The sequence below is a fragment of the Streptomyces sp. DH37 genome (genome assembly GCF_029813835.1).
In the GTDB taxonomy this organism is placed as follows: Bacteria; Actinomycetota; Actinomycetes; order Streptomycetales; family Streptomycetaceae; genus Streptomyces.
Genome location: NZ_JARVKV010000069.1, coordinates 1 through 23,713, shown reverse-complemented (window position 1 = coordinate 23,713; position 23,713 = coordinate 1). Strand labels below are relative to the sequence as shown.

18 protein-coding genes are annotated in these 23,713 nt (G+C 75.1%); 9 read left to right on the top strand and 9 right to left on the bottom strand.

What is annotated here, in order from left to right; translation table 11 throughout:
* Positions 1–115: 115 nt before the first annotated feature.
* Positions 116–946 (top strand): pectate lyase, encoded by an 831-nt coding sequence (locus QC029_RS25790; protein ID WP_279558199.1) that lies wholly within the window; start codon positions 116–118, stop codon positions 944–946.
* Positions 947–1,390: 444 nt separating this feature from the next.
* Here QC029_RS25790 and QC029_RS25785 read toward each other — a convergent pair whose 3' ends face one another.
* The 3 genes from QC029_RS25785 to QC029_RS25775 form a co-directional block, all read right to left on the bottom strand.
* Entirely contained in the window at positions 1,391–2,590 is a 1,200-nt protein-coding gene (locus tag QC029_RS25785; RefSeq protein ID WP_279558213.1) for a hypothetical protein, read from the bottom strand.
* 365 nt (positions 2,591–2,955) lie between these two features.
* Positions 2,956–3,483 (bottom strand): hypothetical protein, encoded by a 528-nt coding sequence (locus QC029_RS25780; protein WP_279558198.1) that lies wholly within the window; start codon positions 3,481–3,483, stop codon positions 2,956–2,958.
* Positions 3,480–3,728, bottom strand: a complete 249-nt coding sequence (locus QC029_RS25775) for a helix-turn-helix transcriptional regulator (protein WP_279558197.1) — start codon at positions 3,726–3,728, stop codon at positions 3,480–3,482. Before QC029_RS25775 ends, QC029_RS25780 begins: the two co-directional genes overlap by 4 nt.
* A 123-nt stretch (positions 3,729–3,851) precedes the next feature.
* On the opposite strand from QC029_RS25775, the gene QC029_RS25770 reads away from it, so the two are divergent.
* Positions 3,852–4,205, top strand: a complete 354-nt coding sequence (locus QC029_RS25770) for a hypothetical protein (RefSeq protein ID WP_279558196.1) — start codon at positions 3,852–3,854, stop codon at positions 4,203–4,205.
* 45 nt (positions 4,206–4,250) lie between these two features.
* On the opposite strand, the gene QC029_RS25765 is transcribed toward QC029_RS25770, so the two are convergent.
* Both QC029_RS25765 and QC029_RS25760 read right to left on the bottom strand, forming a co-directional pair.
* Entirely contained in the window at positions 4,251–5,474 is a 1,224-nt protein-coding gene (locus QC029_RS25765) for an NlpC/P60 family protein (RefSeq protein ID WP_279558195.1), read from the bottom strand.
* 362 nt (positions 5,475–5,836) lie between these two features.
* Positions 5,837–6,439 carry a DUF1707 domain-containing protein gene (locus QC029_RS25760; protein ID WP_279558194.1) on the bottom strand — a complete coding sequence of 201 codons (603 nt, stop codon included), beginning with the start codon at positions 6,437–6,439 and terminating at the stop codon, positions 5,837–5,839.
* A 61-nt stretch (positions 6,440–6,500) separates the two neighbouring features.
* Here QC029_RS25760 and pcrA point away from each other — a divergent pair, with 61 nt between their 5' ends.
* Complete coding sequence (gene pcrA / locus QC029_RS25755; protein WP_279558193.1) at positions 6,501–9,002, top strand: DNA helicase PcrA; 2,502 nt, start codon at positions 6,501–6,503, stop codon at positions 9,000–9,002.
* Between the two features lie 170 nt (positions 9,003–9,172).
* On the opposite strand, the gene QC029_RS25750 is transcribed toward pcrA, so the two are convergent.
* On the bottom strand, positions 9,173–10,732 hold the full coding sequence (locus QC029_RS25750) for a peptidoglycan DD-metalloendopeptidase family protein (protein ID WP_279558192.1): 1,560 nt from the start codon (positions 10,730–10,732) through the stop codon (positions 9,173–9,175).
* Positions 10,733–11,013: 281 nt separating this feature from the next.
* A complete protein-coding gene (locus QC029_RS25745; protein WP_279558191.1) occupies positions 11,014–11,952 on the bottom strand; it encodes an alpha/beta fold hydrolase in 939 nt (312 codons plus the stop codon).
* 454 nt (positions 11,953–12,406) lie between these two features.
* On the opposite strand from QC029_RS25745, the gene QC029_RS25740 reads away from it, so the two are divergent.
* Complete coding sequence (locus QC029_RS25740) at positions 12,407–12,817, top strand: cobalamin B12-binding domain-containing protein (RefSeq protein WP_279558190.1); 411 nt, start codon at positions 12,407–12,409, stop codon at positions 12,815–12,817.
* Here the strand turns inward: QC029_RS25740 and QC029_RS25735 are convergent.
* Together QC029_RS25735 and QC029_RS25730 are read right to left on the bottom strand one after the other, a co-directional pair.
* Positions 12,793–14,421 carry a DUF5691 domain-containing protein gene (locus tag QC029_RS25735; protein ID WP_279558189.1) on the bottom strand — a complete coding sequence of 543 codons (1,629 nt, stop codon included), beginning with the start codon at positions 14,419–14,421 and terminating at the stop codon, positions 12,793–12,795. The genes QC029_RS25740 and QC029_RS25735 overlap by 25 nt on opposite strands.
* The gene (locus QC029_RS25730) at positions 14,418–15,869 is read right to left on the bottom strand and encodes an SWIM zinc finger family protein (protein ID WP_279558188.1); all 1,452 of its coding nucleotides are present in this window, start codon (positions 15,867–15,869) and stop codon (positions 14,418–14,420) included. The genes QC029_RS25735 and QC029_RS25730 overlap by 4 nt, the downstream gene beginning before the upstream one ends.
* 276 nt (positions 15,870–16,145) lie before the next feature.
* Between QC029_RS25730 and QC029_RS25725 the strand changes: the two genes are divergently transcribed.
* The 5 genes from QC029_RS25725 (at position 16,146) to sucD (ending at position 23,607) form a co-directional block, all read left to right on the top strand.
* Positions 16,146–17,246: an AAA family ATPase gene (locus QC029_RS25725; RefSeq protein WP_279558187.1), complete on the top strand. Its 1,101-nt coding sequence runs from the start codon at positions 16,146–16,148 to the stop codon at positions 17,244–17,246.
* A 101-nt stretch (positions 17,247–17,347) separates the two neighbouring features.
* Positions 17,348–19,660 carry a DUF5682 family protein gene (locus tag QC029_RS25720; protein ID WP_279558212.1) on the top strand — a complete coding sequence of 771 codons (2,313 nt, stop codon included), beginning with the start codon at positions 17,348–17,350 and terminating at the stop codon, positions 19,658–19,660.
* Positions 19,657–20,898 carry a VWA domain-containing protein gene (locus QC029_RS25715; protein ID WP_279558186.1) on the top strand — a complete coding sequence of 414 codons (1,242 nt, stop codon included), beginning with the start codon at positions 19,657–19,659 and terminating at the stop codon, positions 20,896–20,898. The genes QC029_RS25720 and QC029_RS25715 overlap by 4 nt, the downstream gene beginning before the upstream one ends.
* A gap of 627 nt (positions 20,899–21,525) precedes the next feature.
* On the top strand, positions 21,526–22,698 hold the full coding sequence (sucC, locus tag QC029_RS25710) for an ADP-forming succinate--CoA ligase subunit beta (RefSeq protein WP_279558185.1): 1,173 nt from the start codon (positions 21,526–21,528) through the stop codon (positions 22,696–22,698).
* Positions 22,699–22,722: 24 nt separating this feature from the next.
* Positions 22,723–23,607, top strand: a complete 885-nt coding sequence (gene sucD, locus QC029_RS25705; protein ID WP_279558184.1) for a succinate--CoA ligase subunit alpha — start codon at positions 22,723–22,725, stop codon at positions 23,605–23,607.
* The last annotated feature ends 106 nt before the right edge of the window (positions 23,608–23,713 follow it).

Genomic DNA, 23,713 nt, shown 5'->3' with positions numbered 1-23,713 from the left:
CGGCGGAACCGGCCGGGGCGCGACCGCGGGGGAAATTCCGCTCCGGCGGCAACCTCCCGCGCCCCGGCGGCGACACAGGAGCGCAAGCAGGCCCCCACGGAAGTCGGAACACCCCATGAACCAGACAGTCCATCAGCGCGGAAGCCACCGCAGGCGGTTCACCCGCCGCCGCACCGTCGCGGTCCTGACCGCCGCCGTGGCGACGGGAGCGGCGGTCGCCACCGGCGCGGTGCCGACCTCGTCGGCGGGCGCCGCCGCCGCGTGGCCGACCGCGAAGGGGACCAAGGCGGTCCCCTCCACCATCGAGGTGTCGGGCACCTACGACGGCGGCATGAAGCGCTTCCACGGCAGCGGCGAGCTGGGCGGCGACGGGCAGGACGAGGGCCAGGACCCGGTCTTCAAGCTGAAGGACGGCGCCGTCCTGAAGAACGTGATCCTCGGCGCCCCCGCCGCCGACGGCGTGCACTGCACGGGCAGCTGCACCCTGCAGAACGTGTGGTGGGAGGACGTCGGCGAGGACGCCGCCACCTTCAAGGGCACCTCCTCCTCGGCGAGGTACACCGTCACCGGCGGCGGCGCCCGCAAGGCCGACGACAAGGTCTTCCAGTTCAACGGCGCGGGCACCCTGACGGTCTCGAAGTTCGACGTGTCCGACTTCGGCAAGCTGGTGCGCACCTGCGGCAACTGCGGGAAGCAGTACACCCGTCACGTCGTCGTCGACGGCGTGACGGTCACCGCGCCCGGCACGTCCCTGGTCGGCATCAACAGCAACTACGGGGACACCGCCACCCTGCGGAACGTCACGATCGTGGGCGACTCCAGGAAGAGGATCAAGCCGTGCGTCCGCTACCAGGGCAACAACACCGGCAAGGAGCCGACCCAGGTCGGCAGCGGTCCGGACGGCAGGAACTGCCTCTACTCCGCGTCGGACATCACCTACAAGTGAGCCGCCGCCGAGCTCCCGCCGGCTCACCGACGAGCCGCTGAGCGGCCACCGACCGTCCGCGTCCGCCGGTTCCCCTCCCGGCGGGCGCGGATGCCGGGAGGGCCGGGGCCGCGTCCAGCGAGAGCGGCGGCGCCCGCCGGCAGCAGGGGCGCCCAGGCCACCAGGTACGCCAGGTCCTGGCCGTAGTGGTACGGACCGACGCTCCGGCCCACGGTCCGGCCGGCTCGCCCGGCGACCCGGGCCCCGAGGCGGTGACGAAGGCGGGGTCGGTCAGCTCGTCGGCCCCGGTGTGGGGGAAGGTGTCGCCGAGGAACAGGCGCGGCGGCAGCAGCGCATGGCGCGCGGCCGTCCCGCGCGCCCTGCCGGGGAGGACGCGGGGAGGCGGAAAGCGTTCGTCCCGGCCCCGGTCCCGGTCCCGTCCGCGGCCCGGTCCCGTCCGCGGTGTCAGTCCAGGACGTCGATGGGGTAGCGGTTGGTCTCCACGCCCGCGGCGGTGATCACCTGCACCTCGACCCGGCCGGGCTCGACCTCCACCGGCACGGGGACGGTCAGCACGGCGTCGGCCGGGTTGGCGAAGCCCCCGGCGACCGGGACCAGCGGTACGTGGACGTGGACGGCGCCGATGCGCACCGTCGTGCGCGCCAGCCGGTCCGGGGCCTCCGCGCCGGGCGGCACGAAGCCCGAGCCGCGGATCTCGATGTCGTCGCCGGTGCGGATCGGCGCGTCCAAGTCGCCTACCTCGCGGGAGCGGACGACGGACAGGATGACGGGACGGCCGCCCTCGGCGTACTTCCCCGCCAGGTACGTCACCGCCGAGATCGCGACCAGCAGGGCCAGGCCCCAGGGCAGGTCCGGCAGCTCGCCGGGCCGGCGGGCCAGCCGTACCGCCGCGAAGACCGCCGCGACACCGCTCACCAGCACGTACTGCACGTCCGTGAAGGAGCCGCGCCCGCTGTCGTCGGTGAGCAGGTCGGCGGCGCGGGGCCGGTCGGCGCGCACCTTCTGCAGCCGCTGCGCCCGCACCCGCAGCGCGACGGTCCGCTGCGCGGCGACGGCCGCCGCGCAGGAGAGGGCCAGGACGGTCAGCAGCCCGGCGCCGCGCTCCAGGTCCGGGCCGGCGAGCAGGCGGGCCCGCGCGTCCGAGCCGGGCGCGGCGGCCAGTCCGACGGCGAGGACCAGGACGGAGTACGAGGCCAGCAGCACCCACACGGCGGCGACCGCGCGGGAGGTGGAGAGCCGGTTGTCCTCGCCGATCACCGGCGCCAGCACCCCGCCGCGCGCCCGGTGCAGCCGGGCGGCGGCGGTCAGCGCCGCCGCACCGGCCAGCGCCGCGACCAGTCCGGCCGTGCGCCCGGTCGTCCACCCCGCGCCGAGCGCCGCGGTGACCGCCTGGCCCGCCAGCAGCAGGGCGACCGCGCCCCAGACGGCGGTGGCGGTCCGCCGCCACAGCGCGCCCAGCCGGAAGTCCGCCTCGGCGCGGGTGCGTTCGGCGACGGTGTGGGCCGCCTGGGTCAGCTCGTCGGAGACCCACTGGCGGGACGCGCCGGGGGAGTGGGCGAGGGCGGCGGGCACTCCACCGCCCGCCGCGAGTTCGTCGTGCCGCCGCCGGAACTCGGCGAGCGCGCGGCGGCGGCCCTCCCGCACGCCGTGCGGGCAGTCCGTGCAGGCGCAGCCGCCGTGACCGGCCGCCGCACCGCCGTCCGCCGCCCTGGGCGGTCCCGCCGTCCCTCCCGGGGACGCGCCCGCCGCACCGCCGCCCCGCGCCGTGTCCACGGCCACTGTCGACCCACCTCTCCCCGGCTCTCCCCGAGCCGCCAACACACCGGCAACGGGAGGGCATTGTGCCCTACGGGGAGGGGTCCGGGTGCGGCGTCCGCGGCCCGCGGACGCCGGTTCGCGGTGGTGGCGGGCGGGCGCGCGGCCCGGGGCGCCGGGCGTCCATCACCCGGACGAGTGAACCGCTCCGGCGGACCGTGCGACCCCCGCGGGGGACGGGCGGCCGGCGCGGTTCACTCGTCCGGCTCGTCCGGCTCGTCGCGCGCGGTCAGGACGGCGGCCCACAGCGGCAGCAGCCAGTGCGCCACCAGCAGGACGAGCACGGTCCCGGCCAGGGTTCGGGCGGAGACCTCCGCGTACCCGCCGCCGTACGCCAGGAGCACCCACAGCAGCGCGGCCAGGTGCAGGCCGAGGGAGGTCCGGTGCGCCAGGACGAACGCCCGCCCGCGCTCGGCGTGCTGGCGCTCGTCCAGCACCCGGGCGCGCAGTTCCATCAGTCCGCGGGTGGCCAGGTTGAGCATTCCGGTGACGACGCACCACGCCGCGGTCAGCAGGAGGAGGGCGGCGAGCGCCGCCCACCGGGGTCCCGGGTCCGTCAGGCGGCCGGTCAGGGGCGCCAGGGTCGCCAGGGCGGCGGCGGTCAGGGCGACGTGCGCGGCGACGAGGCCGCGCCGGCGCGCCCGGGTGGCGTGGACGCGCCGGTGGCGGGGGTCGTTCATCAACCGCAGCATGCGCTGGTCGTAACGCGTCGTGGCCCTCATGTCCGATTCCTCCCGTAGACCTCGTCGGTGAGCGGGCGGAAGGGCTCCAGGGAGAACAGCGCCTCGACCGGCAGCTCGAAGAACGCGGCGATCCGCAGAGCCAGGTCGAGGCTCGGGTTGTACTCGCCGCGCTCGATGTAGCCGATGGTCTGGTAGTGGGCGCCGACCGCCTCCGCCAGGCGCCGGCGGGAGACCTTCCGCTCCGCGCGCACCATGGCCAGCCTGTTGTGCACCTGCTCGCTCATGTACTAGAAGTACTACATCTTTGAGTGTGATGACAACACTCGCCGGAGCAGCCTGGTCAGGGAGCGGACGCGGACGTGCCCTCCCCGCGGGAGGCGGGGGAGCCCCCGGCTACGCTCGCGCCCATGGAGGCACTCACCCACTTCTTCGTCGGCCTGCACATAGTCGGCATCGGCGCCCTGCTCGGCGGCTTCATGACCCAGATGAAGGCCATGGGCGCCGGCGAGGCGCGCATCAACCCGGCGATGCTGCACGGAGCCCTCACCATGCTGGTGACGGGCGTGGCCCTGGTGGGCCTGAACGAGGCCGACGGCCAGACGGTCAACCACGTCAAGATCGGCGTGAAGCTCACCCTGCTGGTGGTGATCCTCGGCCTGGTCTACGTCAAGCGGGACGAGGAGCGGCTGCCCGCGCCGCTGTTCGGCACCGTGGGCCTGCTCACCGTCGCCAACATCTTCATCGCCGTCATGTGGACGTAGGCGGGCGGCCGGAGCGGCCGCCCCGGCCGGGGCGGGCCGGCCGGATCAGGCCGGGCGGACCGCGCTGTGGAAGGGCATGTGGTCGACGGACTCGTAGCGCACCTCCGCGCCCGGCTTCGGCGCGTGGATCATCTGGCCGCCGCCCGCGTAGACGCCGACGTGGCTGATGTCGTCGTAGAAGAAGACCAGGTCGCCCGGCCGCATGTCCGCCCTGGCGATCCGCGTGCCCGCGTCCGCCTGGCCGTAGGTGGTGCGCGGCAGCGAGACGCCCGCGCTGAGCCAGGCCGCCCGGGTGAGGCCGGAGCAGTCGTAGGAGTGGGGGCCGGTGGCGCCCCAGACGTACGGCTTGCCGATCTGCGCCTCGGCGAAGGCGATGACCCTGTCCGCCTTGGCGGCGTACGAGCCGTCCGCCGCACCGCCGCCGGTCCCGGTGTCCGTGCCGGTTCCGCTTCCGGTGTCCGTGCCGGCGCCCGTTCCCGTGCCCGTTCCCGTGCCCGTTCCCTTGCCGGGGTCCGCCGGAGTCCCGGTCTCCCGCCGCTCGGCCCCGGCCTCCGCCTGCCGCTTCTCGCGCTCGGCAGCGGCGGCGGCCGCCTTGCGGCGGGCCTCCTCCTGCCGCTTGCGCTCCTCCTCCGCCAGCCGGGCCCGCTCCTCGGCGGTCAGCTTCGACAGCAGCTCCCGCGCCTTCGCCAGCTTGCCCTGGACGGTCCTCCTGCTCTCCGCCAGCCTCTCCTGCGCGTCGGTGAGCTCGGCCAGGCTCGCGGTCGCCTCCGACCGCTTCCTCTTCGCCGCCCGCTGCTCCGCCTCGTAGTCGTCCACGGCCTGCCGCTGGCGGTCGGTGATCCGGTCCATCAGGTGCTTCTGGCCGAAGAACTCCTGGGGGTTCTCGGACAGGAGCAGCACCGCCGTCCCCGAGACCCCGCCGGTGCGGTACTGCGCGGCGGCGTAGCCGCCCAGCTTCCGCCGCGCGTCGTTGAGCCTGTCCGCGCGCTCGGCGGCCTCGTCGAGGAGCCGGTCCACCTTCCCGCGCTGCGCGTCGGCCTTCTCCTTCGCCGCGTTGTACCGCTGCGTCGCACCGCCCGCCTCCCGGTACAGCGCGTCCACCCGCTTCCGCACCTCCTCGACCGACGGCCTGCCGTCCTCGGGCGCCGCCTGGGCGGGGCCCTGGGAGAGGAGGGTGGCGGAGGCGAGGGCGGCGGTGGTGAACCCGACCGCTCCGCGCCGGGAGGCCGGGGACAGCAGAAGGGTGCGCGGCTTGCGGTGCGACGCCAAGGCGAGCGCTCCTTCCGTGGAACACCGCCTGCCGGACCCCCGCCCGCCCTCGGCGGCGGAGGACCCCGGCCGGGTTCGGACGCGGAAGGCCGCCCCAGGGGCCGCCGGCCCGGTTCACCTCGGTGGGGAGCGGGTCCCGGCTCCGGCCCCGCGGCCGGACTCGGCGGAGGCCGCCCGTGCCGACGCTGTCGCTGGCGAGGTGTCCGGGCCGCCTGACGGTGGACGGTAGGACACTGGTGGGGCTCCTGTGAAGGCAGGTGCTCGGTATATCCCGAAACCGATTTGTTATCGGTCGGTTATCGTCCGTTTCGGGAGCCCCGCCGGCGCCCGCGCGACCGCCCGGCGGGCCCGGCCGGCCGTGCTCAGTCGCCGGAGCGGCGCCCCGGCCAGCGGTACGGGTGGCGCACGACGATCGTCCCCGCCTTGGCGCCGCCGCTGATCCGCAGCACCGGCATGCCGGGCACGGGCGGTTCGGTGGCCCGGTTCCGCACGGAGCCCAGCCCGGAGCTCAGCCCCTCGGTCCGCACCGACCAGCCGCGCGGCACGATGATCCTGACCTCGCCCATCCCCGCGTCGATCTCCAGGCGGACCTCGCGGTGGGGGCACTCCGCCCGCGTGAAGTCGATCACGATCTGCCCCAGGGTGTTCTTGGCGGTGATCCGCTCCGGCACCACCCAGTGGCCGGTCTGCCTGATCTCCCCGGCGACCGTCCTGAGCACCAGCGGCTCCCGCGCCTCCGGGGCCAGGCCCTCCGTCCCCCGGCCGGGCAGGTCCGCGACCAGCGACTCCAGCTCGCCGTACGTCTTGGCGGCGAAGGCCCGCTCCAGCCGCTCCTCCAGCTCCTCCAGATCGATCCGGCCGTCCCCCGCCGCCTCGCGCAGCCGCTCGGCCACCGCGTCGCGGTCGGCGTGGCCCGCGCGCAGTTCCGAGCCGGGACGTGGACGGGGGGCGGGGGCATCGGTCATGCCCGCCATCTTAGGAGCGGACCGCCCGCCCGCCGACGGGGCGGCCTAGACTCGTACGACGATGAGCAGCCTCTTCGACGACAGCTTCCTGGCCGACCTCGAGCCCTCCGGGGACGAGGAGCCGCCGCCCCCGCCGGAGGAGATCTCCGCGCCGCCGGACGACGACGCGCCGGACGACCTCTTCGCGGGCGCCTTCGCCGGCGGCGGGGCGCGCGACGCCTACTATCGGGACGGCGCCGCCCGCCCCGTCGTCGACCCGGCCGCCCTGCTGGAGGGGCTGAACGAGCAGCAGCGCGCGGCCGTGGTGCACACCGGCTCGCCCCTGCTGATCGTCGCGGGCGCCGGATCCGGCAAGACGAGGGTGCTCACCCACCGCATCGCACACCTGCTGGGGGCGCGCGGCGTGCACCCCGGCGAGATCCTCGCGATCACCTTCACCAACAAGGCCGCGGGCGAGATGAAGGAGCGCGTGGCGGAACTGGTCGGCCCGCGCGCGCAGTCGATGTGGGTCTCCACCTTCCACAGCGCCTGCGTGCGCATACTGCGCCGCGAGAGCAAGAAGCTCGGCTTCACCTCCAGCTTCTCGATCTACGACGCCGCCGACTCCCGCCGTCTGATGGCGCTGGTCTGCCGCGACCTGGAGCTGGACCCCAAGCGCTTCCCGCCCAAGTCGTTCAGCGCCAAGGTCTCGAACCTGAAGAACGAGCTGATCGACGAGGAGGACTTCGCCGGCCAGGCCACCGACGGCTTCGAGAAGACGCTGGCCGAGGCGTACGCGATGTACCAGGCGCGGCTGCGCGAGGCCAACGCCCTGGACTTCGACGACATCATCATGACGACGGTGCACCTGTTCCAGGCGTTCCCGGACGTCGCCGAGCACTACCGCCGCCGCTTCCGCCACGTCCTGGTCGACGAGTACCAGGACACCAACCACGCCCAGTACACCCTGATCAGGGAACTGGTGGGAGTGGGCGGCGGCGAGGGGGGCGCGGCCGGCGAAGGGCGCGCCGAGCTGTGCGTGGTCGGTGACGCCGACCAGTCGATCTACGCGTTCCGCGGCGCCACCATCCGCAACATCCTCCAGTTCGAGGAGGACTACCCGGACGCCACCACCATCCTGCTGGAGCAGAACTACCGCTCCACGCAGACCATCCTCTCCGCCGCCAACGCCGTCATCGAGCGGAACGAGAACCGCCGCCCGAAGAACCTGTGGACCGACGCCGGCGCCGGATCCCGCATCACCGGCTACGTCGCCGACACCGAGCACGACGAGGCGCAGTTCGTCGCCGAGGAGATCGACCGGCTGACGGACGCGGGCACGGCGAAGGCGGGCGACGTGGCCGTCTTCTACCGCACCAACGCGCAGTCCCGCGTCTTCGAGGAGGTCTTCATCCGGGTCGGCCTGCCGTACCGGGTGGTGGGCGGCGTGCGCTTCTACGAGCGCAAGGAGGTCCGCGACGTCCTGGCGTACCTGCGGGTGCTGGCCAACCCCGAGGACGCCGTGCCGCTGCGCCGCATCCTCAACGTGCCCAAGCGCGGCATCGGCGACCGGGCCGAGGCGATGATCGAGGCGCTGGCGCTGCGCGAGAGGATCACCTTCCCGCAGGCCCTGCGCCGGGTCGACGAGGCGTACGGCATGGCGGCCCGCTCGGCCAACGCCGTCAAGCGCTTCAACGCGCTCATGGAGGACCTGCGGACGGTCGTGGACTCCGGCGCCGGGCCGGCGACCGTCCTGGAGGCCGTCCTCGAACGCACCGGCTACCTGGCCGAGTTGCAGGCGTCCACCGACCCCCAGGACGAGACCCGGGTGGAGAACCTCCAGGAACTGGCCGCCGTGGCGCTGGAGTTCGAGCAGGAGCGGGGCGAGAACCCCGGCACGCTCGCGGAGTTCCTGGAGCAGGTGGCCCTGGTCGCCGACTCCGACCAGATCCCGGACGAGGACACCGAGGGCACCGGCGTCGTCACGCTGATGACGCTGCACACCGCCAAGGGCCTGGAGTTCCCGGTCGTCTTCCTGACCGGCATGGAGGACGGCGTCTTCCCGCACCTGCGGACCCTGGGCAACACCAAGGAACTGGAGGAGGAGCGGCGGCTGGCGTACGTCGGCATCACGCGGGCGCGCGAGCGGCTCTACCTCACGCGCTCGTCGATGCGCAGCGCCTGGGGCCAGCCCGCGTACAACCCGCCCTCCCGCTTCCTGGAGGAGATCCCGGAGCAGTACCTGGACTGGAGGCGCACGGGGCCGATGGCCTCGCCGGGCGCCGGCTCGCGGAGCGGGGCCGGCACCGGGGGGCTGTCGCCGGCGGCGTCCTCGCTGTCGTCGTCGTTCTCGTCCGGCCCGTCGTCGCGGCGGCGCGGGCCGAGCGGCTTCGCCACGGGCCGGGCCAAGGACCGTCCGGTCGTCGCGCTGGAGGCGGGGGACCGGGTGACGCACGACAGCTTCGGGCTCGGCAGGGTCGTGGCCGTGAAGGGCAGCGGGGACAACGCGGAGGCGACGATCGACTTCGGCGGCGACAAGCCGAAGCGGCTGCTGCTGCGGTACGCGCCGGTGGAGAAGCTCTGAGCGCGGGGCGCTGAGCCGGGGCTCCGCGCCCCGCGCCGGGCATCGCGAGGGGTACGGGCGCGCCGGCCCCGGGCTTCCGGAGCCGGCGGGCCGCCGGGTCGTCCGGGCCGGGGCCGGTCGTCGGATGAGGCCGGTCGGGGTCGGACGGAGTCAGGTGGGGCCGGGCGGGGTCAGGTGGGATCCAGGCCCTTGGAGCGGAACCAGGGCAGCGGGTCGATGGCCGCGCCGCCGGCCGGCCGCACCTCGAAGTGCAGGTGGGGACCGGTGGAGTTCCCGGAGTTGCCGGAGTAGGCGATGGTGTCGCCGGCCTTGACGTAGCCGGAGCGGATCCGGGTGCTGCTCAGATGGCAGTACCAGGTCTCGGTCCCGTCGGGCGCGGTCACTATCGCCATGTTGCCGTAGGCGCTGTTCCACTGGGTCCTGACCGTGCCGTCGGTGGCGGCCATGACCGGGGTGCCGTAGCCGACGGGGAAGTCCAGGCCCGTGTGCAGCGACATCCAGTTGATGCCGGCCTGCCCGTAGTACGCGCTGAGCCCGTGCTGGGCCACCGGGAGCGCGAACTTGGGGCGCATCGCCTCCTTGCGGGCCGCCTCGGCCGCCTTGCGCTTGCGCTCGGCCTCCTGGCGCTCCTTGAGGTCGATGCGCTCCTGGGTGCGGCTGGCGCGGTCGGCGAACCCCTCGGCCTCGTCGGAGAGTCCGGCGAGCTGGGTGTCCAGCTTGCTGTTGGCCGCGGTGGTCTTGACGGCGGAGGCGGCGTCGGGGGCGGCCTGGGTGGTGGTGTCGTCGGCCTCGTCGCCGACGCCGCTGACGGAGGCGGCGGCCACGGCGGTGACGCCCATGACGCAGACGGACGGCACGGCGACGGTGAGCAGCGCCGAACGCTTCGGCCGCGCGGAGCGGCGGCGGCGCGAGCCCGCCGGACGGGCGGACGGCCCGGTGTTCCGGGGGCCCTCCCCGTACTCCTCCGGCCGCGCCGGGCCGGGGGTGTCGAGGGCTCCGGAGACGTCGGGGGCGTCGGGGGCGTCGGGCCACCCGGAGTCGGGGGCGCCGGGGAATTCGGGGAACCCGGCTGATTCGGCGGACTCGGCCGATCCGGCGGAGGCGCCGGCCTCGTCCGCGCCGGCGGGGGCGTACGCCTCGTATTCGCCGTATTCGCCGTGCTCGCCGCACGCGCCCGGGGCCTCGAAGGCGGCGGTCCGCTCGGCGGGGGCCTCGGGCTCGGCCGGGGGACGGGAACCGGCCTCGTCCCAGGCGGTGGCGGAGTAGCCGTCGTAGACGGCGTGCTGCCCGGTGTCCCCCGTCCAGATCCCGTCCGGGGAGGCCGCCGGGTCGGCGTGGACGCCCGTGCCGTAGCCGCTGTCCGTCCAGCCGTGGCCGGTCTCGTCCGGGTGCGGCGCGGCCTGCGCCGGGATGTGCGTCCAGGCGGTGGCGGGGTAGCCGTCGTAGACGGCGTGCTGCCCGGTGTCCCCCGTCCAGGCGTCACCGGAGGGCATTGCCTGGCCGGCGGAGGGCTGGGAGGCGTCCGTCGGCAGCGGTCCGAAAAGGGGGTCGCCTTCGCCGTACGCGGCGCCGAGGGTGTCGAAGGTGCCGGTGACGTAGCCGTACGAGGTGTCCTGCGAACCCTGGTGGCCGTAGGCGGACTGGTCGTACGGGGAACCGTAGGGGCCGTACGAGGAGTCGGCGGGGGAATCGGCCGGGGTCGAGACTCCCGACGGGTGACGGTCGTTCACCACCAACTTCTCTTTCGCCTCGGCGACAGGGGCGGAGCAGTGCGGCGACTGTACCCGGCGGTACGCGACGGCGACAATCTTCGGCAGGTTTTGGACGGCCGGGAAACGGGCATTCGGTCGCCTTTCGGCGGACTACGGACCAGTACTTGGCCGCGCGTTCGAAATGCGTTCGATTAAAAAGGAAGCCGTAACTCACTGAAACGGCTTCGGCCGTCCGGGAATTCCCGTGCGGAAGACGTGCGCAAGACGTGTGCGAGGGGAAAAGACCGGCGGGAAAGCGGTCAGGCCGCCCCGGCGGACCCCCGCTCGGCGCGGCGCGACCGCGCCTCGGCGGCCAGCTCCTGCCGGATCCCGGCGGCGACCTCCCAGTGCGCGGGGAGCGTCAGATGCCCCAGACCGCTCACCCGCACACTGCGGGCGTCCAGGTCGGGGTGGTCGAGCCGGGCGGTCTCGGCCGGAACCATCAGCTGGTCCAGATCGCTCCAGAAGGCCACGAAGCGGGTGCGGCAGTCCGGCGCGGGACCGGCCAGCTCCCCGATCACATCGGATTCCGGGCGCAGTTGACGCACGATCGGGTGGGCCGACATCAGCGGCGCGACACGGGTGCCGGAGTGCGGGGTGCCGAGGGTGACCAGGGTGCGGACGCGGGCGTCGCCTCCCATGCGCTGGACGTAGTAGCGGGCGATCAGGCCGCCGAGGCTGTGCCCGACCACGTCGATGCGGCGCCGGCCGGTCCTCTCGCAGACGCCCTCGACGTACTCCGCCAGGCGTTCGGCGGCGCAGCGGACGTCGCAGGTGAGGGGGGAGTAGTTGAAGGCGCAGATGTCGCGCCAGCCGTTGCGCACCAGTGAGCGGCGCAGCAGGGTGAACACCGAGCGGTTGTCGATGAAGCCGTGCAGCAGCAGTACGGGCGGACAGCCGTCCCCCTCGCGGCTCCCGGTGTCCCCGGTGCTCCCCTTCTTCCTTTCCCCGTCTCCGGCCGGGGACTTCGGGCGGTTCTCCCCGTCGGTTCCGCCGGTTCCGCCGGTTCCGCCGGCCGGGGGAGCCGGGACGTACCGCTCCTGCGCCATGCCGACGGGGTAGAGCAGGGTGCGGCTCGCCAGGAAGGCGGCCTCCAGCGCGGCGGCCCGCAGCTCGCGCGGCGCGAAGGGGATCAGGGACAGCGGCAGGGCACCGAGGAACGAGCCGGACGCGAAGGGCAGTGCCCTGGTGACCCTCATGGCCGGTGACCTCCTCCCCGGTGCTTCCCGGCGCTCCCCGGTGGCGCGCGCTGGACATATCTGGTCGTATGCCCCCGAGGGCCGCCGTGATGCAGGGCGGACGCGGATCAGGGGGCCGCCGGGCCCCGCCGTGGGATGTCCGGGAAGTCGCCGCGGTCGCGCGGCCGCACCGCACCGCCGTGCCACGTGGTCGGCGGCACGGTGGTGGGCGTCCTCGCTGCGGCTCCCCGACGGCCCCGGCCGCGCGCCCGGTGTGTCGCGATGCCCGGTCGCGGAGCGCGGTGGCGTGTGCCCGGCCGTGACGGTCGGTGTCCCGTGTGTGATTTCCCCCTCCCTCCGTACCGCGAAACCGCCGGGTGGGGGATGCTGGCGATAACGTTCGTTCACCGGGTAACCGCCCACTGACAGATGGTCGGGCGGACCAGCCGGGCCGCAGTCGTTTTGGGAGGCAGTGATGGGTGTGTCGGGTCCGATCCGCGTGGTGATCGCCAAGCCGGGTCTCGACGGCCACGACCGCGGCGCCAAGGTGATCGCACGGGCGCTGCGCGACGCCGGTATGGAGGTCATCTACACGGGCCTGCACCAGACGCCCGAGCAGATCGTGGACACCGCGATCCAGGAGGACGCCGACGCGATCGGCCTGTCCATCCTCTCCGGCGCCCACAACACGCTCTTCGCCAAGGTGCTGGAGCTGCTGCGGGAGCGCGACGCGGAGGACATCAAGGTCTTCGGCGGCGGCATCATCCCCGAGGACGACATCCCCCCGCTCAAGGCCCAGGGCGTCGCCGAGATCTTCACCCCGGGCGCGCCGACGGGCGACGTGGTGGAGTGGGTGCGCTCTCACGTCAGGTCCGTGGCGGCCTGATCCCGGTCAGGGCGGGCGCCGGCGCCGTCCTCCGCCGGAGGGGGCGCCGGATCGAGCTCCCCGAGCATCGTGGCGCGGAGGTGGAGCGTGGCCACCAGCCGCTGGAACGCCTCCGCCCAGTAGCCGCCCGCCCCCGGTGAGCCGTCCTCCGGCTCGTCCGGGACGGCGGCCAGCGGGGCGAGGCGGTCGGCCTGGGCCGGGTCCAGGCAGCGCTCGGCCATGCCCATCACCCCGCTGAAGCTCCACGGGTAGCTGCCCGCGTCCCGGGCGATCTCCAGCGCGTCCACCACGGCCCGCCCCAGCGGCTCGGCCCAGGGGACCGCGCAGACGCCCAGCACCCGGAACGCCTCGGACAGGCCGTGGGCCGCGATGAACCGCGCCGCCCACTCCGCCCGCTCCCCGGCCGGCAGCACCGCCAGCAGCTTCGCCGGGTCGCCCGGGGCCGCCGCCGCCGGGGCGGACGGCTTCCCCAGCAGCGCCCGCGCCCACGCGGCGTTCCGCTGGCGCACCGCGGCCTGCGCCCAGGCCGCGTGCAGCTCCGCCTCCCAGTCGTCGGCAACCGGCAGGGCCGTGATCTCCGCCGGCGTACGGCCGCCCAGGTGCCCGGGCCAGGTGTCGAGCGGCGCGGCCTCCACCACCTGGGCCAGCCACCACGACCGCTCGCCGCGGCCCGGGGGCGGCTTGGGCACCACGCCGTCGCGCTGCATGCCCGCGTCGCACTCGTACGGGGCCTCGACCACCAGCCCGCCCGGCTGCCCGGTGCGGTCCGGCGCGACGCAGGAGCGGGCCCGGACCGCCATCCGGGCCGCGAGGGCGGAACCGGGCAGCGCCGACAGCAGCTCGGCGGCGGTGGACCGTACCGTGCGGCTGCGGTCGGCCAGCGCCCGCTCCAGGAACTCCTCGTCGTCCGGCGACAGGCCCTCGCGCAGCGAGTCCAGGAACATCAGCCGGTCCTCGGCCCGTTCCGTGGACCAGGTGCCGGCCAGCAGTTCGCGGGCCGCCGCCGGATCACGGCGCCGCAGCGACAGCAGCAGCGCCGACCGCTCGGCGAACAGGCCCTCCTCCCACAGCCGCCGCACGGCTCCTTCGTCCGGCCCGTCCGGCCCGTCCGGGAGCGGGCCGGAGCCGCGGCCGGACCCGCCGCGCAGCGCGAACCTCCAGTCCGGATTGAGCCGCGCCAGCCACAGCGCGCGCGGCCCGCCCAGGGCCAGCGTCCGGGCGCGCAGGTCCGTCCGCGCGCGGGCGGCGTCCAGCAGGGCGGGCAACTGCTCGGCCGGAACGCGGTAGCCGTGGGCGTCGGCGGCGGCCAGCCACTGCGGAAGCAACTCGGCGAGGTCGGGCGCGGTGCCCCGCCGCCCGCCGCCCGCGCCGGGGCGGTCGGCGAGCAGGAGGGCCAGCCGCCGGGCGGCGGCAGGGGGCAGCGGCGGACGCGGGTCCTCGGGCGCCGGCTCCGGCCGCGGGGCCGCGGCGGCGGGCCGCAGCCCCGCCCGCCGCCGCACCGTCTCCACGGCGGCGGCGTCCAGCAGCGCCTCGACCGAACCGCCGGGCGGCGTGCGCCGCTCCGCGCCCAGCAGCGCGGCGCCCACCAGTTCGCTCCAGCTCATGCCGCGCCTCCCCGCGCGTCCGCCGCGGCGAGCGGTATCGCCGCCTCCGGCCCGGCATCCGCCTCCGGGCCCGCCCAGACCGTGTACGGGGTGAAGCCCCGGTGGCCGCACTCGCCGAAGACGGTGACCGGGCCGCCGCCCGAGACGGCGGCCAGCCGCCACATCCGGGACCGCACCCCCGCCGTCCGCACCACCGGCAGCGCGGAGTCCCCCTCGGCCTCGGCGAGCTGCCAGTCCTCCCCGACCGGTACGGGCACCACGTCCGCCAGGACCACCGGCCAGCCGTCCAGCCAGGGATCGCCGCACAGCGCGGCGCCGTAGGAGGCCAGCGCCTCGTGCACGCCCGCGCCCGGCGGCCTCCCGCCCGGCTCCGGCGCCGCGTGCCGCTCGCCGAGGGCGGCCCGCAGCGCCGGGGCGCCGGGGTAGTAGGCCAGGTCGGCGTCGAGCGAGACGCCCACCGGGAGCGCCGGTTCCGGCGCCCGCCCGGCCGCGCCGAACGACAGCACCAGCGCCGTGCGCCCGGTGCGCCGCCCGTACAGCCAGAAGCGGCGCGCCGTCACCTTCCCCTCCTCGGACTCGTGCCGGCCCAGCACCAGCCAGTGGTCGCGCACCAGCGCGTCGCGGTCGGCGAGGACCTCGGCGGTCCCCGTGGTGATCCCCACCCGCGACCGCACGGTCGCGGCCAGCGGTTCCGGCAGCCCGCCGATGCCCAGGAACCCCTGGTCCAGCAGGTGCAGCAGGGCGCACTCCTCCAGCAGCCGGGACGGCCAGCCGGGGCCGGAGCCGGGGACGGCCCCCAGCTCCCGCACCCGCGCGGCCAGCCCCGGCGCCTGGGCGTCCACCATGCGGGCGGCCGTCTCGTCCCAGACGGCGTAGCCCGAGCGCCCCGCCCCCTCCGTGCCCGCCAGCCCGCCGCGCAGCAGGTCCGCCAGGCGCTGCTCCAGCTCGGTGGCGCCCGCCGCGATCCGCGCGGCCCGCCGCTCGGCGCGCCGCCGCGCCGCCTCCGGGGCGGCCTCCTCCCGTCGCCGCCCCTGTCGTTCTCCCTGCGGATCCCCCTGCCGTTCCCCCTGCTCCCCCTGTCCTCCCCCTTCCTCCCGCCGGCCCGACAGCCACGACTCGGCCCAGTCCGGGACGTCCCGCGGCGCCTCCCGTACGGCCTCCTCGCCCGCCGCCCACAGCAGGAGCAGACCCAGCGCGTGCTTGCAGGGCGACTTCCGGCTGGGACAGCTGCACCCGTACCCCGGCGAGCCGTCGCCCGCCACGTCCACCACGGTCCGGTACGGCGTGCCCCCGCTCCCCCGGCACCGCCCCCACACCGCGCCCCGCCCGGCCCCCGTACCGGACCAGGGGCCGGGCGCGGCCAGCTCCGCCCCCGCCTTCCCGGACGCCGCGTCAGGCGCCAGCGCCAGCACCCGTTCCGCGGTCCAGCGCGATCCCCCTGCGCTCATGTGCCCCTCGCTCTCCCCGTACGGACGCGTGGTTGTCGTCACCACCGAAGCCGTTGCCCTCACCGACCGGAAACACAAGCTCGCTCTCTGTGCGGTGAACCATGTGAACGACCGTACGAGCCGCCACTGACAATCCCCCTCCCGGCGGTGTCCGCGCAGGTCACGGCGGTTCCGGCGAGATCGGCGGGGGGATCGGCGGGGGATCGGCGGGGGATTGTCAGTGGCCCCGTGCATCGTGGTGTCCGACACGCACCAGTCGCCCGCGAGGGGGAGAACGTGACCGCCACCACCAGCGCACCGGCCGCTCTGCGGCCCCACGCCGAGGACGCCTTCGCCGGGGAGCTGAGCGCCCTGGCCGCCGCGGACGACCGGCCGCGCCCGCGGCGGTGGCGGCTGTCGCCCTGGGCCGTCGCCACCTACCTGCTCGGCGGCACCCTGCCGGACGGCACGGTCATCAGCCCCAAGTACGTCGGCCCGCGCCGGATCGTGGAGGTGGCCGTCACCACGCTGGCCACCGACCGGGCCCTGCTGCTGCTCGGGGTGCCCGGCACCGCCAAGACGTGGGTGTCGGAGCACCTGGCGGCGGCCGTCAGCGGCGACTCCACGCTGCTGGTGCAGGGCACGGCGGGCACCGCCGAGGAGGCGATCCGCTACGGCTGGAACTACGCGCGGCTGCTGGCCGACGGGCCCAGCCGCGAGGCGCTGGTGCCCAGCCCCGTCATGCGGGCCATGTCCGAGGGCATGGTCGCGCGGGTCGAGGAGCTGACCCGCATCCCGGCCGATGTGCAGGACAGCCTGATCACGATCCTGTCGGAGAAGACGCTGCCGGTCCCGGAGCTGGGCGAGGAGGTCCAGGCCGTCAGCGGCTTCAACCTGATCGCCACGGCCAACGACCGCGACAGGGGCGTCAACGAGCTCTCCAGCGCGCTGCGCCGCCGCTTCAACACCGTCGTCCTGCCGCTGCCCGAGACGCCCGAGGCGGAGGTGGACATCGTGGCCCGGCGCGTGGAGCAGATCGGCCGCTCCCTGGACCTGCCGGCCGTCCCCGACGGCATCGACGAGATCCGGCGGGTGGTCACCGTCTTCCGCGAGCTGCGGGACGGGGTCACCACCGACGGCCGCACCAGGGTCAAGTCGCCCTCGGGCACGCTGTCGACGGCCGAGGCCATCTCGGTGGTCACCGGCGGGCTGGCCCTGGCCGCCCACTTCGGCGACGGGGTGCTGCGCGCGGACGACGTGGCCGCCGGCATCCTCGGCGCCGTCGTCCGCGACCCGGCTGCGGACCGGGTGGTCTGGCAGGAGTACCTGGAGGCGGTCGTCCGCGAGCGCGACGGCTGGAAGGACTTCTACCGCGCCTGCCGCGAGGTGAGCGCGTGAGCGCGCCCGGCGCGCGGGCGGCGGATGCCGCGGACGCCGCGGACGTCAAGGGCGTCGCGGAAACCGCGGACGCCGCGGGCCCGGCGCCGCCCCCGGGGCCGCTGCTGCTGGGCGTACGCCACCACGGTCCGGGATCGGCGCGGGCCGTCCTGGCGGCGCTGGAGGCCCACGGGCCGGCGGTGCTGCTGGTGGAGGGGCCGCCGGAGGCCGACGCGGTGGTGGAGCTCGCGGCGCACGAGGAGATGCGTCCGCCGGTCGCCCTGCTGGCTCATGTGGCGGACGATCCGGGCCGCGCGGCGTTCTGGCCGCTGGCCGGGTTCTCCCCGGAGTGGGTCGCCGTCCGCTGGGCGCTGGCGCGCGGCGTGCCGGTGCGCTTCTTCGACCTGCCCGCGTCCCACACGCTGGCCATGCGGGACGACGACGGCGGCGGTGCCGGCGGGGAGGAGGCGCGGGAGGCCGGGGAGCTCCGCCTCGACCCGCTGCGGGTGCTCGCCGAGACGGCCGGCCACGACGACCCCGAGCGCTGGTGGGAGGACGTCGTCGAGCACCGCGGCGGCCACCGCGACCCGTACGCGCCCTTCGCCGCCCTCGCCGAGGCCATGACCGCCCTGCGCGAGACGCACGGCGGTGCTCCCGGCGGCACGGGCGGCACGGGTGACCGGCGCGACGCGCTGCGCGAGGCCCATATGCGGCTGCGGCTGAGGGAGGCGCGCAGGGAGTTCGGGGACGACCGGGTCGCCGTCGTCTGCGGCGCCTGGCACGTGCCCGCCCTCGCCGCGAAGGCGGCCGTCGCCGCCGACCGGCAGCTCCTCAAGGGGCTGCCGAGGGCGAGGACGGAGATCACCTGGGTGCCGTGGACCAACGAGCGGCTGGCGCGGCGCAGCGGCTACGGCGCCGGGATCACCTCGCCCGGCTGGTACGGCCACCTGTTCGCCGCGCCCGACCGGCCCGTCGAGCGGTGGATGACCGAGGTCGCCCGGCTGCTGCGGGCCGAGGACCACGCGGTGTCCTCGGCGCACGTCATCGAGGCGGTACGGCTCGCGGACACCCTGGCGGCCCTGCGCGGCCGTCCGCTCCCCGGCCTGGGGGAGACGGTCGACGCGGTGCGGGCCGTGATGTGCGAGGGCTCGGACCTGCCGCTCGCCCTCGTCCACGAGCGCCTGGTCGTCGGCGACGCCCTGGGCGAGGTGCCGCGGGACGCGCCCGCGGTACCGCTCCAGCGCGACCTCACCCGCCTGCAGAGGTCGCTGCGGCTCAAGCCCGAGGCGCGCGAGCGCGAGATCGACCTCGACCTGCGCGAGGAGAACGCCGCCGCGCGCAGCAGGCTGCTGCACCGGCTGCGGCTGCTCGGCGTCGACTGGGGCGAGCCGGTGCGCGGCCGCACCGGCAGCACCGGCACCTTCCGCGAGACCTGGCGGCTGTGCTGGCGGCCCGAGCTGTCGGTGCGGATCGCCGAGGCCGGGGTGTGGGGCACCACCGTGGCCGCCGCGGCCACGGCCAGGGCCGAGGCGCTGGCCCGTGACGCCGGTTCGCTCGCCGAGGCCGCCGAGCTGGCCGAGCGATGCCTGCCGGCCGGGCTCGGCGACGCCCTGCCGGCGGTGATGCGCGCCCTCGCCGACCGCGCGGCCCTCGACGCCGACGTCGGCCACCTCGCCCAGGCCCTGCCCGCGCTGGTGCGCTCCGTGCGCTACGGCGACGTGCGCGGTACGGACGCCGCCGCGCTCCGCGAGGTCGCCGAAGGGCTCGCCGAGCGGGTGTGCGTCGGACTCCCGCCCGCCTGCGCCGGTCTCGGCCCCGACGGCGCGGCCGAGATGCACGGCCATGTGGACGCCGCCCACCGGGCGGTCGTCCTGCTCGAGCGGGAGGGCCTGCTCACGCGCTGGCGGTCGGTGCTGCGCGCCCTCGCCGGACGCGACCGCGTCCCCGGCCTGGTCCGTGGACGCTGCGCCCGGCTGCTGCTGGACGACGGGCAGCTCCCCGGGGACGAGGCGGCCCGGCTGATGGGCCTGGCCCTCTCGCCGGGCGCCGCGCCGCCGGACGCGGCGGCCTGGATCGAGGGGTTCCTGGCGGGCGGCGGCATGCTGCTCGTCCACGACGAGCGGCTGCTGGCCCTGGTGGACGACTGGCTGGCCGGGATACCGGGGGAGGCGTTCACCGACGTGCTGCCGCTGCTGCGGCGGACGTTCGCCGCGTACGAGCCGGGGGTGCGGCGCACCATCGGTGAGCTGGTCCGGCGCGGCACTCCGGGCCGGGGCGGGCCGCCGGCGGAGTGGGAGACCGCCCCCGGCTTCGGGGAGGGGCTGGACCCGGAACGGGCCGGCGCCGTACTGCCCACCCTGCGGCTGCTGCTGGGAGAGCGCACGACCGACACCGGCGGACCGGCCGGTACGGCACGGGGGACGGTGACCGCATGAGGGACGATCCGACCACGACGGCCGGCCACACGGAAGACCGCGCCGACGGCCGCGCGGCCGGCCACACGGACGGCCGCACGACCGCCGAGCGGGCCGCCGACGAGCGGCTGCGGCGCTGGCGGCTGGTCCTCGGCGGCGGGGAGGACGCCGACGGCACCGGACGCGAGCTGACCGGCCGGGACGCGGCCGTGGACCGCACCCTCGCCGCCCTGTACGGGGACGGCGAGGGCAGGGGGGACCGGCCGGGATCGCGGTCCGCCGGGCTGGGCGCCTCGGCGCCGGGCGTGGCCCGCTGGCTCGGCGACATCCGCACCTACTTCCCGGCCTCCGTCGTCCGGGTGATGCAGCGCGACGCCATCGACCGGCTCGGCCTGTCGGCCCTGCTGCTGGAGCCGGAGACGCTCGAGGCCGTCGAGGCCGACGTCCACCTCGTCGGGACGCTGCTGTCGCTCACCAAGGTGATGCCCGAGACCAGCAGGGAGACCGCCCGCGCGGTCGTCCGCAAGGTCGTGGAGGACCTGGAGCGCAGGCTCGGGTCCCGTACCCGGTCGACGCTGGCGGGCGCCCTCGACCGGTCGGCGCGGGCCCACCGCCCCCGCCACCGGGACATCGACTGGAACCGCACCGTCCGGGCCAACCTGAAGAACTACCTGCCCGAGTACCGCACCGTCGTGCCCGAGAGGCTCGTCGGCTACGGCCGCGCCTCCCGGGCAGTGCGCAAGGACGTCGTCCTCTGCGTCGACCAGTCCGGCTCGATGGCCGCCTCGGTCGTCTACGCCTCCGTCTTCGGGGCCGTGCTCGCCTCGATGCGGTCCGTCTCCACCCGGCTGGTCGTCTTCGACACCTCCGTCGCCGACCTCACCGACCAGCTCGACGACCCCGTCGACGTGCTGTTCGGCACCCGGCTCGGCGGCGGCACCGACATCAACCGGGCGCTCGCCTACTGCCAGTCGCGCATCACCCGGCCCGCCGAGACCGTGGTCGTCCTCATCAGCGACCTCTACGAGGGCGGCATACGCGACGAGATGCTCAAGCGGGTCGCCGCGATGAGGAGCGCGGGGGTGCAGTTCGTGACGCTCCTCGCCCTCTCCGACGAGGGCGCCCCCGCCTACGACCGCGAACACGCCGCGGCCCTCGCCGCGCTCGGCGCGCCCGCCTTCGCCTGCACTCCCGACCACTTCCCGGAGGTGATGGCGGCGGCGATCGAGAAGCGCCCCCTGCCGATCCCCGAGGAGTGACCGGCCGGAGGACGATGTGAACCGCCGTCGATGTGAACCGTCGTCGAGGGGAAGCGGGGGCGAGGGAGGGGGGCACGCGGTGCACCGGTCCGCCCGGCGGCGCCGGCGGCTGGTGATCGCGCAGGCCCCGGTCCGCGGGCCGCGTTTCCTCCTCCCCTCCTCCTCGCCGGGGCCACCGGGTCCCGGACGACGAGACCCGGAGCGCGGGCACGGCTTCCGTCCACACCGCATCCGCACCGCACCCGCGCCCCGCGCCGCACCCGGGGCGTCACCGCCCGCCGGCTGCCCGCGGTCATGGACGCCGGCCGGGTGACCGGCACGACCGTCACGCCGGCCCGGCGGCGGCCGGGCCGGCCGGAGGCCACCGGGCCCCGGCCCCGCGGCCGGTTCCGGACAACTCCGGCGATCGGCTGATTCCCGCCTCACCGCGGCACCCCGCACCCCTGTGAGGGCGGTTGCTTCTGTGACGGTTGTCACCGCACGGGTGTGAGCTGCGATTTATGCCGGACACACGGACAGGACTAACCTGCAAGGCGGACATGCCGCGCGCCACCGCAGACGCCGCGGCCACGCGGCACGCCCACGCTGACAACGAACCGCGATACCACTGACTAGGGACGGACGCGCGTGGACCTGTTCGAGTACCAGGCGAGGGATCTCTTCGCCAAGCATGACGTGCCGGTGCTGGCCGGTGAAGTCATCGACACGCCCGAGGCGGCGCGCGAGGTGACCGAGCGACTCGGCGGTCGCGCGGTCGTCAAGGCGCAGGTCAAGACCGGCGGCCGGGGCAAGGCCGGCGGCGTGAAGCTGGCCTCCGACCCGGACGACGCGGTCGAGAAGGCCGGCCAGATCCTGGGCATGGACATCAAGGGCCACACCGTCCACAAGGTGATGCTGGCCCAGACCGCGGACATCGCGGAGGAGTACTACGTCTCCTTCCTGCTGGACCGCGCCAACCGCACCTTCCTCGCCATGGCGTCCGTCGAGGGTGGTGTCGAGATCGAGGAGGTCGCGGCCACCAAGCCCGAGGCCCTGGCCAAGATCCCGGTCGACGCCGTCGAGGGCGTCACCGAGGCCAAGGCCCGCGAGATCGTCGAGGCCGCGAAGTTCCCGGCCGAGATCGCCGACCAGGTGGTCGACACGCTGCAGAAGCTGTGGACGGTCTTCGTCAAGGAGGACGCCCTCCTCGTCGAGGTGAACCCGCTGGTCAAGACCGGCGACGGCACGATCATCGCGCTGGACGGCAAGGTCTCCCTGGACGCCAACGCCGAGTTCCGCCAGCCGGACCACGCCGCCCTGGAGGACAAGGCCGCGGCCAACCCGCTGGAGGCCGCCGCCAAGGCCAAGGGCCTGAACTACGTCAAGCTCGACGGCCAGGTCGGCATCATCGGCAACGGCGCGGGCCTCGTGATGAGCACCCTGGACGTCGTCGCCTACGCCGGTGAGAACCACGGCGGCGTCAAGCCCGCCAACTTCCTCGACATCGGCGGCGGCGCCTCCGCCGAGGTCATGGCCAACGGCCTGGAGATCATCCTCGGCGACCCGGACGTCAAGTCCGTCTTCGTCAACGTCTTCGGCGGCATCACCGCCTGCGACGCCGTCGCCAACGGCATCGTGCAGGCCCTGGAACTGCTGAAGTCCAAGGGCGAGGACGTCACCAAGCCGCTGGTGGTGCGCCTCGACGGCAACAACGCGGAGCTGGGTCGCAAGATCCTGACCGACGCCAACCACCCGCTGGTGCAGCAGGTGGACACCATGGACGGCGCGGCCGAGCGGGCCGCCGAGCTGGCCGCGAAGTAACGAAGGACGAGGACACCGAGAACAATGGCTATCTTCCTCACCAAGGAAAGCAAGGTCATCGTCCAGGGGATGACCGGCTCCGAGGGCCAGAAGCACACCCGGCGCATGCTGGCCTCCGGCACCAACATCGTCGGCGGCGTCAACCCGCGCAAGGCGGGTACCAGCGTCGACTTCGACGGCACCGAGGTACCGGTGTTCGGCACGGTCAAGGAGGCCATGGAGGCCACCGGCGCCGACGTCACCGTCGTCTTCGTCCCGGAGAAGTTCACCAAGAGCGCGGTCATCGAGGCGATCGACGCCGAGATCCCGCTCGCCGTGGTGATCACCGAGGGCATCGCCGTCCACGACACCGCCGAGTTCTGGGCCCACGCCGGCGCCAAGGGCAACAAGACCCGCATCATCGGCCCCAACTGCCCCGGTCTGATCACCCCCGGCCAGTCCAACGCGGGCATCATCCCGGCCGACATCACCAAGCCGGGCCGCATCGGCCTGGTCTCGAAGTCCGGCACGCTGACGTACCAGATGATGTACGAGCTGCGCGACCTCGGCTTCTCCACCTGCGTCGGCATCGGCGGCGACCCGATCATCGGCACCACCCACATCGACGCCCTCAAGGCGTTCGAGGCCGACCCCGACACCGACCTGATCGTGATGATCGGCGAGATCGGCGGCGACGCCGAGGAGCGGGCCGCGGACTTCATCAAGGCCAACGTCACCAAGCCGGTCGTCGGCTACGTCGCGGGCTTCACCGCCCCCGAGGGCAAGACCATGGGCCACGCCGGCGCCATCGTCTCCGGCTCGTCCGGCACCGCCCAGGCGAAGAAGGAGGCCCTGGAGGCCGCGGGCGTGAAGGTCGGCAAGACGCCGTCCGAGACCGCCCGTCTGGCGCGCGAGCTGCTCGCCGGCTGACGCGAGGCCGTACGCGGGACACCCGCTGACGCCGTCCGACGCCGTCTTCCGCTTCCGCCGCGGAACGCCGCACGGCGCGGGCCCGCACCCCCCGGGGGTGCGGGCC